Origin of the sequence: Sporosarcina cyprini (assembly GCF_022048975.1) — a bacterium.
Lineage (GTDB): Bacteria > Bacillota > Bacilli > Bacillales_A > Planococcaceae > Sporosarcina > Sporosarcina cyprini.
Map to the genome: position 1 here is coordinate 711,938 of NZ_JAKMHX010000030.1, position 13,657 is coordinate 725,594.

The 13,657-nt window shown below is 45.3% G+C and carries 11 protein-coding genes; 1 reads left to right on the forward strand and 10 read right to left on the reverse strand.

What is annotated here, in order from left to right; all coding sequences use genetic code 11:
* Positions 1-107: 107 nt before the first annotated feature.
* Complete coding sequence (gene ccpA, locus L7D49_RS16110; protein ID WP_238082670.1) at positions 108-1,106, reverse strand: catabolite control protein A; 999 nt, start codon at positions 1,104-1,106, stop codon at positions 108-110.
* A gap of 144 nt (positions 1,107-1,250) precedes the next feature.
* The gene (locus L7D49_RS16115; RefSeq protein ID WP_238082814.1) at positions 1,251-2,333 is read right to left on the reverse strand and encodes a bifunctional 3-deoxy-7-phosphoheptulonate synthase/chorismate mutase; all 1,083 of its coding nucleotides are present in this window, start codon (positions 2,331-2,333) and stop codon (positions 1,251-1,253) included.
* A 164-nt stretch (positions 2,334-2,497) separates the two neighbouring features.
* Here L7D49_RS16115 and pilM point away from each other — a divergent pair, with 164 nt between their 5' ends.
* Positions 2,498-4,648: a pilus assembly protein PilM gene (pilM, locus tag L7D49_RS16120; RefSeq protein ID WP_418895889.1), complete on the forward strand. Its 2,151-nt coding sequence runs from the start codon at positions 2,498-2,500 to the stop codon at positions 4,646-4,648.
* A 55-nt stretch (positions 4,649-4,703) separates the two neighbouring features.
* Here the strand turns inward: pilM and L7D49_RS16125 are convergent, their stop codons facing one another.
* The 8 genes from L7D49_RS16125 to L7D49_RS16160 all read right to left on the reverse strand — a co-directional run bounded on the left by L7D49_RS16125 (position 4,704) and on the right by L7D49_RS16160 (position 13,652).
* Positions 4,704-5,351 (reverse strand): YtxH domain-containing protein, encoded by a 648-nt coding sequence (locus L7D49_RS16125; RefSeq protein ID WP_238082674.1) that lies wholly within the window; start codon positions 5,349-5,351, stop codon positions 4,704-4,706.
* Between the two features lie 28 nt (positions 5,352-5,379).
* Complete coding sequence (locus L7D49_RS16130; protein ID WP_238082676.1) at positions 5,380-5,871, reverse strand: DUF948 domain-containing protein; 492 nt, start codon at positions 5,869-5,871, stop codon at positions 5,380-5,382.
* 420 nt (positions 5,872-6,291) lie between these two features.
* Positions 6,292-7,608 carry a UDP-N-acetylmuramate--L-alanine ligase gene (murC, locus tag L7D49_RS16135; RefSeq protein ID WP_238082678.1) on the reverse strand — a complete coding sequence of 439 codons (1,317 nt, stop codon included), beginning with the start codon at positions 7,606-7,608 and terminating at the stop codon, positions 6,292-6,294.
* A 124-nt stretch (positions 7,609-7,732) separates the two neighbouring features.
* Complete coding sequence (locus tag L7D49_RS16140) at positions 7,733-10,813, reverse strand: DNA translocase FtsK (RefSeq protein WP_238082680.1); 3,081 nt, start codon at positions 10,811-10,813, stop codon at positions 7,733-7,735.
* A gap of 212 nt (positions 10,814-11,025) precedes the next feature.
* Positions 11,026-11,634, reverse strand: a complete 609-nt coding sequence (gene ytpR, locus L7D49_RS16145) for a YtpR family tRNA-binding protein (protein ID WP_238082682.1) — start codon at positions 11,632-11,634, stop codon at positions 11,026-11,028.
* Positions 11,631-12,449 carry a DUF1444 domain-containing protein gene (locus L7D49_RS16150; protein WP_238082684.1) on the reverse strand — a complete coding sequence of 273 codons (819 nt, stop codon included), beginning with the start codon at positions 12,447-12,449 and terminating at the stop codon, positions 11,631-11,633. The genes ytpR and L7D49_RS16150 overlap by 4 nt, the downstream gene beginning before the upstream one ends.
* Positions 12,450-12,489: 40 nt before the next feature.
* Complete coding sequence (locus L7D49_RS16155; protein WP_238082685.1) at positions 12,490-13,008, reverse strand: hypothetical protein; 519 nt, start codon at positions 13,006-13,008, stop codon at positions 12,490-12,492.
* 125 nt (positions 13,009-13,133) lie between these two features.
* On the reverse strand, positions 13,134-13,652 hold the full coding sequence (locus tag L7D49_RS16160) for a DUF84 family protein (RefSeq protein WP_238082687.1): 519 nt from the start codon (positions 13,650-13,652) through the stop codon (positions 13,134-13,136).
* Positions 13,653-13,657 lie beyond the last annotated feature (5 nt).

Genomic DNA, 13,657 nt, shown 5'->3' on the forward strand with positions numbered 1-13,657 from the left:
CGGTCATCATCCGCCTTGCGGAGGAACGATGTGTAGCAGACGAAATGAATGATGGCTTTCAATGAAAAAGGACATCCTGTCGAATAATCGAGAGGATGTCCTTTTTGTTATTTCGTTGATTCCCGTTCTTCCATCCGGTATGGCAAAATAACATCCGGATCGTCCACTTCTTCCCCGTTCATTAACTTCGTCAACAAACGCATGGAGACCGCACCAAGATCGTATAACGGAACGACTATCGTCGATAATTGTGGACGGACAGCCCTTGAGAGCAAAGTATGTTCGAAGCAGATGAGTTCGAAGTCTTCCGGGACAGACAAACCTTCATCCCGAATGCCATTCAATATACCGACCGCTATTTCATCATTGCCGGCAAAAATGGCTGTCGGCTTTTCAGACAAATCCCGTACAAGCTTCCATTTATCATACGCATCATCGTATGTATTGTCCGTTTCAATAATATACTCTTCCAAAACCGGCAATCCCGCTTCACGCAAAGCCCGCTCATAGCCGACCCGCTTGCAGAGCCGATTAATATCTCGGGAGAATGGACCGGATACATGTACTATCCTCTTATGACCATTATCGATCAGCTTTTTGGTCGCATCATACGCAGCCTGTTCATGGTCAATATTAACCGTAGGCATATCCGTATCCGATTCTAGCGTACCTGCCAATACGATCGGAATATGAGCTGTAACCATCTCTTTTCTCATCTCATCGGAAATGGAATCACTCATAAAAATAAGTCCATCCACTTGTTTTCCGAGATGGTCTTCAAAAAGCTCCATTTCTCTCGTCGCTCGCTTATCGGAATTCGAAAGAATAATATTATATTCATACATCGTGGCAATGTCCGCGATCCCTCTCGAAAGCTCTGCATAGTAGCTTTTCGAAATATCAGGCACGATGACTCCGATTGTTGTTGTTCTCTTGCTTGCCAGCCCTCTCGCTACGGCATTTGGCCTATAGCCCAGCCGTTCGATGCAATCCAACACCTTTTTACGGGTTGCCGGCTTCACATTAGGATTGCCATTGACGACCCTCGAAACCGTAGCCATCGAGACATTTGCTTCTCGTGCCACATCATATATTGTCACCGCCATTGACCTTTCCCCTTCCTGCAAATATGTCCTATCTTCATTATAAACAAAACGTCGGATCCGTAAAAGGTCCGACGCCAAATATGTGACGAAACGCAGCCCGGCTTAGTGGGAAATCTCCCAATCCCTCGCCGGACTACCGCAACATTATACTGTTTGATACGTATTCATGAATTTCTGGATTTCTTTGTAGAATTCATCGAATTGCTGGATGTCCATCTGTTGTGCCGCATCAGACAACGCCACAGCCGGATCTGGATGGACTTCTGCCATCACTCCATCAGCGCCAACCGCAATCGCAGCCTTAGCCGTTGGAAGCAATAAATCTTTTCTTCCAGTGGAGTGAGTAACATCCACGAACACAGGCAAATGCGTTTCTTGCTTTAAGATCGGCACTGCTGAAATGTCCAGCGTATTGCGCGTCGCCCGCTCGTATGTACGGATTCCGCGTTCGCAAAGCATAATATTGCTATTCCCTTTTGAAATGATATATTCAGCTGCATTGATGAATTCATCGATTGTAGCCGCAAGACCCCGCTTCAATAGAACCGGTTTATTGAGCATGCCGACTTCTTTCAAAAGTTCGAAGTTCTGCATGTTACGTGCACCAATTTGAATCACATCAATGTAATCAACTGCTTCTTCCAAGTGGGATGGTGTAATGATTTCGGTGACGATGGATAGTCCAGTCTCCTCCGAAACCCGCTTCAATATTTTAAGCCCTTCCAAGCCAAGGCCTTGGAAATCGTATGGAGATGTACGAGGTTTGTATGCTCCGCCTCGCATCATCGTCAAACCTTTCGCTTTGATCGAATCTGCAACTGCCTTAACTTGCTCATAAGACTCTACTGCACAAGGACCAAAAACGAAAGTTGGCGTTCCATTGCCGACCTTCTCGCCATTTACATCGACAACGGTATCTTCCGGCTTGCGCTTCCTTGAAACGAGCAATGCATTGCGCTGCTCATCTTCTTGGATTTCAAGAGCCGATAAGAAGATGCCTTTGAAAATCTGCTCCAAGACACCGTTTGGAAGCGGGCCTTTATTTGTTTCTTTTAAGAAATTGAGCATTTCCCTCTCGCGGATCGGATCATATCTATTCACACCTTGCTTCTCTTTTACTTTACCGATCTCCTGCACGACAGCGGTTCTCTCGTTGATTAAATCCAAAATCTTGATGTTCAATTCATCCACACGTCCGCGCAACTCATCTAAATCATTTTGCCTCATCATTATGACTCCTCCCCGCACATAGCAGCACTTCCCGAAGGGGTGATTCTATGTTACATTTTTATATAATAGACCTAGTATAATGAAAAGCGATTGGAAAGTCACGCGATTTCTGCGAATTGTCTAAAATTCGCAGTTTTCGTCTAAAGAAAGGATGAATGACCGTGGCCACCACCCTATTTGCCTTGGACATCGGAACCCGCTCTGTCGTCGGCCTGATTTTACAAGAAGAGGATGGCATCTACCATGTTGCCGACCTCATCTCCGTGGAACATAAAGAACGGTCCATGATTGATGGACAAATACATAATATTTTAAGCGTCGCTAAAGTGATTTCAGAAATCAAAACCGAGCTTGAAATGCGTCACGGTCCTTTGAAACGCGTCAGTGTTGCTGCGGCTGGACGCGCCTTGAAGACAGCTGAAGGTTCAATGGAAATCAATACGTCCGACCAGGCACTTATGTCGATGGAAGACGTCAACCGTCTAGAACTCGGAGCCGTCCAACAAGCTCAACAAAAACTGTTATTGTCCGACTCTGTTCCAATGGATGATTACTATTATTGTGTTGGTTATTCCGTACTTCGTTACAAGCTGGACGGAGAGGAAATCGGCAGCTTGATCGATCAGGCAGGCCAGACTGCCGGTGTCGAAGTCATTGCTACATTTTTGCCTCGCGTCGTCGTCGAGTCACTCCTTTCCGCCTTGAAAAGGGCTGATCTTGAAATGGAGGCACTGACATTAGAGCCGATTGCGGCAATTAATGTACTGATTCCTCCTTCCATGAGGCGATTGAATGTAGCGCTTGTTGATATTGGTGCAGGTACATCGGACATCGCGATTACGAATGAAAATACAGTGACAGCCTATGGCATGGTGCCAATCGCAGGGGATGAAATTACGGAAGCGCTTAGCAATCATTACTTGCTGGACTTCCCTGTCGCCGAGCTGACGAAAAGGGAGCTTGCTGCAGAGGAAGTTACCATTTCCGACATCCTCGGATTTGAACAGCAAGTGCCTTCGTCAGAAGTCATTTCGATTTTACAACCAGCTACAGAACGGCTCGCCCAAAGCATCTCAGAAGAAATTAAGCGGCTGAATAACGGCAAATCTCCTCAAGCCGTCATGGTAGTCGGCGGCGGCAGCTTGACGCCTCGTCTGACCGATGAGCTGAGCCGCAGCCTGGACTTGCCGTTAAACAGGATCGGCATTAGAGGAATTGATGCCCTAACAGGTGTTACGTATGCTGAGGAGATCGAATCCTCTCCTGCCCTCGTGACACCGATCGGCATTGCCATCGCTGCACGGAGAGCGCCTATCCACTACATGTCTGTCACCGTGAACGACAAGACAATCCGCTTATTCGAACTAAAAGAAATGGCTGTCGGTGATGCCCTTCTTGCTGCGAAAATTAAACCAGGCGAATTATACGGCAAACCGGGACTGGGGATGTCTATCACAGTAAACAGCCAAACGGTTTTCATTCCCGGAGAACATGGAACGCCTTCCACGTTGCTAGTGAACGGCAAATCTGCCAGCACAAAGGATCTTTTGTCAAACGGAGACCAAATTCAATTGACGCGGGGAGAAAATGGAAGAGATGCTAATGCCACGGTCCGGGATTTGGTTGGGGATATCCCGACGAAAAGAGTCATGTTCAATGGCAAGGAAAAAACCGTCGCACCGGTCATCTTGTTAAATGGGAATCAGGTACGTTTAGACACTGCACTGCAGGACCGGGATGAAATCACAGTAATTCAAAAGGAATCCATCAAAGATTTGGCCGCTGAGTGGAATAATTCAATTCCGGCTGGCCAGGAGCCACTTCAATTGTTCGTCAATCAGAAAAGCGTACAAACGAAATTTTCGTTCAAAACAACTTATCTCGTTGGCGGAAGATCTGTCTCTGAGTCGTACGTGGTTTCCGATGGAGATGATATTAAAACGGAATACCCAAAGATGCCGACGATCGGTCAACTTGCACAAGAAGCGGGATTGGTTCTCCATGACAAAGCTACTGTTGAATTCAACGGAACACAGGTGGACATACAGAAAAAACGGTATAGCATCCGAGTGAATGGCGAAGCAGTCGATGAATCAGCAACCCTTTCCTCCGGGGACAGGATTGACTTGGATACAACGGATTTTGCCCCGATTGTATTTAGCGATGTATTCGCATTTGTTGAATACGAACTGCCAACGAGCGGACCGAGTCATTACCAGTTGATACGCAATGGCGAGACAATCGGTTTCCATGACCAGATCTTTAGTGGTGATAAACTGGAGATACGTTTTTCGGACAAGCTGAACGTGTAATTGATATCAAAAAAAGCCGGTCAACCAAAATTATTTGGTTGACCGGGCTTTTTTATTACTTGTCCTTTTCAACGGAGATGTGGTTTTGGTTTGTCACCTTATCTTCTCCGAAATTTTCGCTATTGTCATAGACGACATCGCTATTTCCTGTTGTGTTGCTTTCTGCAGCTTCCTTGTTCTTTTCTACCTTGTTTTCCACGTAATCCATCGCTTCTTCCCCTTCGGAAGACGCTGTGCCATCATCCATTGGAATGGTAGTCTTGTTTGCCATCGACTTCACTTTGCCGACCAATTGTCCGGATTGCTCTTGGATTGTTTTCGTCAAACCATCCGTTTTATCCTTCGCTACTGCAGTCAGTTCAGTCGCTTTGTCTTTCGCTACCGAAGTGAGTTCAATGCTCTTGTTTTTCAGCTGTGACGCCTGTTCAGAGAAGTCCTCGCGCATTTCTTGCCCAGTTTTAGGGGCTAGGAATAATGCCGCCGCAGCACCGATGACGCCGCCGACTAATGCACCAAGAAGAAAACTGCCGGCACTCGAACTTTCTTCTTCATTGTAAAAATCATCCGTATTCGTGTAATGCGAATAGTTCACCGGCAAATTCGACGGTTCTCCGAAAGTGTTCTTATATTGATTATCGCCATAATACTGATGTTGGAATGCAGAATCACCATAATTTGGTTTTGAGTTGTTGTAATCCGTCAATTTAATTCCTCCTCTAATATTTTTTGTTTTATCGGAAGCGGTCTGATGGGCTTGGCAGCTTCTTCTGCCCTGTATCTGCCTTATACACTGTCCAACCCTTTGAAGTATTGGCTTTCATGTCCTTCACCTTGTCATAAATCCCTAGGACGACATGGCTCCATTGAACAACTTGCGCGACTTTATCGCTATTGCGTTCCGCTTCGACGGTAATGGATTCTGTAACCCTCCGCACGGAGCTGTTTAACCCGCTGACTGACTCGCCAACACCTTTTACAGCATCTACAACGGAATTCAATTTCAACGACTTCTCCTGAATGTCTTCCGCGAGGGCATTCGTCTTATGCAAAAGCTCGGTCGTTTCAGTCGTCACACCTTCCAGCTGAGTCGTCAGCCCGTCCAATGTCTCCGAAACACTTCGCAAAGTGGTTTTCAATGATCCCAGCGTCATTGCAAGGCTCACACATAATATTAAAAACGCCACAGCAGCAATAATCGCTGCCAGGTACAACAAAATCACCAAAACGCTTCCTCCTTCTACATACATAAGTAATTTCTACCCTTATCTGAAATAAAGTAAACGCCAAGCCTACATACCCTTTTCGACATTCTTCCTAAATTCCCTTTAAAAAAGTAGATTATAATTTATTATTTCCAATAAACCCGGATTAGACAAGAAAAATGTCTTGTGATGAAAAGTATTCGAAATATCAAACAACAAATACTTGTCCAGAGCACTTTTTTCCGCCTACTGTTTGGCCCACTTGCCGCATCGTTTGCCCTGGTTGCTGCCGAAATCAATTCTCCTCTTTGTACCTCTTCACGGCTACTGTTGGACAATAACTGGTCAAATTCTAAAGACATTTCCTGCAAAAGAAAAAGGGCTGGAATCAAGTTGATTTCCAGCCCTTTTTCTATTAAGTGAAGCTTAAACCGATAAAGCTCAAGCTGTTTCTCCTTGCTCAATCAAACGCTTAAATGCATTCATATATTCTTGAATATCGTCTCCTGCTCCCATGAACAGATAAACTGCATTTCCATGTTCTTCAAGCTCGGCAATTTGTTCGAGCTTAAGATGCTTGGCTCCCGGTACCCGTTTGACCAAGTCATCAATCGTCAATGTCCCGCTCTTTTCTCTCGCAGATCCAAAGATGTCACATAAGTAGACAGAATCCGCATGAGAAAGGCTGGCAGCGAATGAATCAAGCAAGGCGGCCGTCCTTGTAAAAGTATGCGGCTGGAAAATCGCGACGATTTCCCGATCCGGATACTTTTGTTTCGCCGATTGCAAGGTTGCCTCAATTTCAGTCGGGTGGTGGGCATAATCGTCCACAATCGTTTTATCATCATATTCCGTGATAGTAAAACGTCTCTTTACACCGCCAAAAGTTGATAACCGATCTTTGATAATATCGACTGGCACGCCTTCATAATGGGACAGTGCAATAACACCTAACGCATTCAATATCGCATGGTCGCCAGCTGAAGGAATGGAGAACGAATTGAAATATTCATTTCTGACATACACATCAAAAGATGATCCATCTGAAGTCTTCACAACATTTTTTGCAAAGAAGTCATTGGCTTCATCGAAACCATAAAATACGACAGGCACATTTGCTTTGATCTGTTGCAGATGATGGTCATCACCGCATGCCACAATCGCTTTTTTCACTTGCATTGCCATTTGATTAAAAGCATCCATCACATCGTCGAGATCTTTGAAATAATCCGGATGATCAAAATCAATATTGGTCATAATCGCATAGTCCGGCTTGTAAGCCAAGAAATGTCTTCGGTATTCACAAGCTTCCAACACAAAGAACCTGCTGTCCTTTACACCTTTGCCTGTTCCATCTCCAATTAAATAAGAAGTTGGCGTAAAGCCTGATAACACATACGAAAGCAAACCGGTTGTCGACGTTTTACCATGCGAACCAGTAACCGCAATCGATGTGAATTGATCCATGTAGTGTCCGAGGAAATCATGGTACCGGATAACTTCCAGTCCGAGTTCTTTCGCCCGCACCAACTCCGGATGGGTATCCGGAAATGCATTGCCGGCAATAACCGTCAAGCCTGGCACAATATTATCCGCATCAAACGGCAAGATCTTTATTTTTCTTTCCACTAAAGGCTCTTCTGTGAAGATATATTTCTCTACATCAGATCCTTGAACTTCATTCATAGAATCATGGAGGATTTGGGCTAACGAACTCATCCCTGATCCTTTAATTCCGGTAAAATGAAACACTGTCATATTGCAACCTCCCGGGATCATCACTGCTCCCACATTCATCTTCTTGAAAATCGTTAGATTTCCCTTTGCTTCTCATTCCCCATTATACCACGAATGAATCCGCATTTATTTACTAGCTAAGTGATTAGTTTTGCTCAAACCGATTTACATACTGTTCGAATTCCTGCTGAGTCAAATAGACATCCCGCGGTTTGCTTCCTTTTTGTTCGGAAATAAACGAGAGTTTCTCCATTTTATCCATCAGCTTTGCAGCACGATTGTAGCCAATGCCGAAGTTACGCTGCAAAAGGGATGTAGAGGCGCTTCCATGTTCAATAATGAACTTGCAAGCCTCTTCAAAAAGGGGATCGGTTTCCTCCTCTTCGATGGAATTGGCTAATAAATCCTCCTGGCCAAACAAATAAACAGGTTTTGCTTCATTTTGAACGTGTTCTATTATACGTTCAATTTCTTCATCCGTGACAAATGTCCCTTGCAATCGAACAGAAGAGGATTGGCCATTGCCTAGATACAGCATATCCCCTTTCCCCAGTAGACGTTCCGCGCCTGGCGTATCGATGATGGTTCTGGAGTCCACTTGGGACGATACCGAAAATGCGATACGTGTCGGCACATTCGCTTTAATCGTACCAGTAATGACATCGACAGATGGACGCTGCGTGGCAATGATCAAATGAATGCCGCATGCCCTTGCCTTCTGCGTGATGCGGCTGATAGAAACTTCCACATCCGCCGGCGCCATCATCATAAGGTCTGCCAGCTCGTCAATGACGATGAGCAAATAAGGCATCTTCAAGGAGAACTGGCGGCTGCCAGTGACCATTTCATTGTAGCGCTCGATATTTCTCGCACCCGCATGGGCAAAGAGTTCATAACGCCTTTCCATTTCATCGACAGCCCATTTCAGCGCAGCGGTTGCCGCTTTGACGTCTGTAATGACCGGACTGAGTAAATGCGGCACGCCATCATATGGAGCCAATTCGACCATCTTCGGATCGATCAAAAGCAGTTTCACGTCTGTCGGGGAGGCCTTATACATCAAACTCGTCAAGATGGAGTTGATGCAGACCGATTTTCCTGAGCCCGTCGCGCCAGCAATCATTCCATGCGGCATTTTACGTAAATCCAGGGTGACCGGTTCTCCCGTCAAACTTAATCCGAGCACCGCCTCAAGCGGAGACGTCGATTGCCGGAATCGTTCTGTCTGAATGACTTCCGAAATCCGGACAGCGCGCGTCCTCCGATTCGGGATTTCAATGCCGATGGAGCTTGTGCCCGGGATTGGCGCCTGAATGCGGATATCTTCCGCTGCCAAAGCGAGTTTCAGATCGTCCGTCAAATTCCGGATTTTACTCACTTTCGTCCCATGTCCGACTGTTAATTCAAAGCGTGTAACAGTTGGCCCTTGCACTGCTTCCATCACATTAGCCTGGATGGAGAAATACGATAGGGCTTCCTCCAGTTTAACCGATTGGGATTCCAGCCATTCAACATCTTCAATATGCTCCTCAGGTTGAATCAAAAGATCCAATGACGGAAAAGCATAATATGGCTCCTCTTCTTCCTCTATCGGCTCGATGGTTTCTTCGACTGTTTCCTTCTTAGCGTTAGCGGACTGTGTAACTGGCTCTATCCGCTCAACAGGCTTGTCATTTTTCATTTTGTCCGATTTCAACATGAGCACATTGAATGGGACGACCTTCTCCCTCTCTGCCGGCCGTTCAATGGCGCTTTCTTCAGCAGGATCGAGTACTGGCTCCACATCCATTTGGCCGGATGCGACAGGAACTTCTTTCACTTCGCGGAAAGCCTCATTATTTTCCGCCATATCTTCTGGATCTTCTTCGGCAGGGTACTGTTCCGACTCATCACTAGAATCATTGATGGCAGTATGATTTACCGTCTCATGTTGGGAGTCACTGTTGGCAGTGAAATCTTCCGTCTTCTCAATAGCTTCATTGATGGAAGTATGAATTATCATCTCATTATTCGAGTCATTGCTGGCAGTGAAATCTTTCGCATCAATTACTTCACTGACGGCAGAATGATCTTCCAGCTCATCATTCGAGCCACTGATAGCAAACTGCTCTCCCGTCACGTTTTTCGATTCACCAATGCCGACCATACCTTCCGGCTCAACTTCCGATTCACTGGCGACAGGATATTCTTCAGTCAGACCAATTCTGCTGTCAGAATGGTTTTCATTCAAATCTACCATTTCTCCGGAAACTTCATGCTCTTTCATTTCATCATTTGTATGATTAATGACAACATGCTCTTCCCTCTCCACATCGACTTTACTGGAAACGACATGATCCTCTTTCTCATAGGTCGGAGCTTCCACTTCCATTGCTTCTGCGTTCTCCGCCTCTTCTTCCAAAGAATGAACAAAAGGTTCTTCGTTCAACGGCGACTGCTCTTCTTGGAAGCCATCTGCTTCAAATGCTTTCATATCTTTCTGATCGTGCATCTGTTCTTTCGCCTGCACATCAGCAAAAGATGAAGGATTCGCAAAATCCCCATAAGAGGTCGAATCTTCCCTCTCCTGCACTGGCAAGTTAGTTTCATCATTCGACAAAGCATTGGGGTCAGCCCAATCATTATGTACGCCCGTCTTCTCGGCATGACTTCGCGGAATTGGCAGTTGCTCCTCTTCTAAGACGGTTCTTTTTGGTGCACGGAATCCATAAACGGGAGATGGTACCTGGGTAGGCGTAAATGGTCGGTTCCGTACCGGTTTCACTTTCTCCTTTTTCTCTTGCTTTGGTTCCGTAGCTGCTTCAATCGTTGCCCCCGTCATTCGGAGAGCACTTTTATCCAAACGCCGCTCTGTTTCTGTCCGATGGATGGTCACACGTTCATTTTTGCCGGGCCAACGCTCATTTTGATAAAGCGGTACCGGTTCAAAACCGTCGTCCTCCAGCATTTCCTGAGGAGGGGCAGATGGTTTCAGGCGATCGATAGGTTCCTCATCATCCCAGCCGTAAATTTCGGCGTCAGTAATGATTGGGAAACGGAAGGACGGCGGGTGTGTCCGCTCTCTATCGCTCTCCCTCTCCTGCTGATGTTCATTTGTCACTTGTTCATGTTCGTATTCATACTCGTATTCAATTTCATTTTCCGTGTCAGTTTCATAATCCTTATCCGATTTTACAATTCGATTCAATACTCTTTTAAACCAAGTCAACATTATCACTCTTTCCATGTCGATCATTCTATTTTAACAGGTTCAACACGGCGAAATCAAACCAATCCCTAAAATGATAAAAACGTACTGTCTATAACAGTACGTTTCATATGAGATAGATGATATAAAGGAGAGGTCATGCGACTTGCCTTCATAAGCAGGATTGTCTACATGTAACCCTCTCAGTTGCGGGGGCCGTCCGTCATAAATCGGCTTTCCCCCTAGCTAATTCACATATTTGTGAAGGGCTCTCCTGGAATCGCCGTTTCAGAAAGTACAAGGATACCTTTTACTTCTGGTGCATTCGGCAAACCTAATTCCTTAGCGGAACAAATCATCCCTGAGGAAGGCACGCCACGCAATTCAGCATCTCGAATCACCATGCCCGATGGCATAACTGCGCCCACTTTTGCAACGACGACCTTCTGGCCAGCTTCCACATTCGGTGCTCCACATACGATTTGCAATGTGTCGTCACCAACATTCACAGTACATACGCTCAGTTTATCAGCGTTCGGATGCTTCTCTTTCGTTACAACATGGCCAACGACAAATTTCGGTGAAAAATCCACTGTAAACTCAACTGCCACATCGTTCTTTTTCAAAGCTTCCCTAATCTCAGCAACCAATTTCTCAGTCACTTCAATTTGCCCATTGCCTGCAACATCCACATATTCAGTTGCATTGAATAAATTCAAGCCGGCCAGTTCCCCCGTCTCTTCATCCTTCAATAGAGTGACATCATTCAACGATTTTACTTCCAAGTTTTTTGGTTTCGTTGCAAGGAATTGTACGAGTAGTACATTGCCTACGCCTTCGGGATTATAAAATGCATTCATTTCTTTTTTCCGTCCTTTCTAGCTATCCGGTTTTTTGCCATGATGAAGATCGGCTCCAGCTTCCCTTGCTCATAAATGAATGACAATGAAGTAATCGGCACTTTTCCGACAGTGAAAAATTGCATCGTCATCTGTGCGAGAACATCATAGCCGGTATCATTGCGCAAGTCTCCAATAATCAGTACATCTTGGTGAGGGACGGATACTGTCATGTGGCCTTCCACTTTAGCTTCCATTTCTTTCAAAAATGCACTATTTAAAATTCTGCTGGCATCATAGCCATCATTGTTGTTGATAAAGTAAAACAGGTTGCCCGCCACTTCATCCTTCTTGTAATCCGTTTTCAAGGAGCGCAGTTTAAATAAGGCCGCTTCTGCAATTTCCTGTTCCGTCAATCCGATCGACTCCATCATACTGGAGTCAATAAGCCGATAAGTCGTCCCTAAATCAATTGCATAATAGATTCGTGTTTCCGCTGTATGATCTTTTGTGATGAACTGATGCCCTGCTGCAGATTCCTTCGGAAAAGAAGTCGAACGAATGACAGGATAAATCGGCAGATCCTTATTGAAGCCCTCATTCATTTCCTTCTCCATTGCGTTAAAAGTTTCTCGGATCGTATAAACGATTTCATCCAGAGCCAGTTCTTTTTTATCCTCATACTTTGCTAAAATCTCTGGCAAGGAAATATCCATGCCTTTTCCTAAACCGCTGTGTTCCAAACGGACTTTATCGGTCTTCCGGTCGAAACGCCATTGAAAACTTTCGGAAGGGAGCCGCTCTTTCAACACCTCTACCAGCTCTTCAGATTTCAATCCGTTCCACGTCCTTTCAATGGCTGATCATGTATAGTTGTCAATCCGGCTGTTTTACAGATCGGACGATTTCCATCATGCTCGCCATGTAGTTTTCTATATTTTTCTCTTTTGTGATCGTTGTCATCTTCACGCCGCCGACACTTGTGACAAGCTCCACCTTGCCGTCACCCGATTTTAACACCGATGCAAACCCGAAATACCCTTTATCCGAAAATGTTTCTTCTTTAATGACTTCGATCTTTTCCTGCGATTTCAATAAATCATGGAATAGATGGCTATCCTTTTCTTCATTTGGATTAATGAATAGAATAAATGTCTCATCCTTATTCGAAAAGATAATATTTTGCGGATCGGATGCATCATCGATTGTGAAACCAGCTGGCTTGTACAATGCCACACCTTCGATTTCTTCAGTTGCATTCTTCCCATCCTGTTCAAAAATATCACGCGCTGCCGCAATGCCATCTTCCGCCTTTTGGTCAATGGATTTGCCGCACCCGCCAAGCACAAAAATAGCGCTCACGAGCAGGAACAAGAACTTCCACGAGCGGAACATTCAATTTCCCCCAATCAATTTACATATAGTTATCATCAATCCTGTGCGTCATGTCAGTAGTTAGTTATTTATAGAAGAGCATATTCATTTTAAAGTTGTTTCCTATGTTATGCAAGCAAGCGGAATCATTTTTGTCTCTCATAATTCAACTGGCCGATCAGCAATAGCATGACATGCTCAAACAATGCATCCCGATCGACTGCATGAGCTGTAAACATCCCCATTGCCCCTCCACTATGCTGCATGCCTCGCGCGTTGAAATAAGAATCGACTGCTTCGCTCAATTCTTTGCCTTTATGTAGTTCTTCTGCAATTTCTTCAGGAAGTGGGATTTGTGCTCCGCCTGCAGTAAAGACGGTTTGATCTGGCAGCACAAGCGCTCCCCAGTTGCATACATACAATTGCCCATCCAGCATGCGAACCCCGCCCTCAAGACCGATTCCGATTGCACCATCAACCGTCGTTGCAGCATTCTTCGCACGATTAATCGCACCCAGTCTTGTTTCGTCATCCCCAAACGGCTGGTCTTTTACACCGGATGGCACCTTCGCTTCGTGAAGTCGGAACTCTGGTTGATGAAGTTCCAGCACCTTGCGAACCGCACTTACTTTTGCCTGATTTTTTGATCCGATAACGAAATCCATTCGAT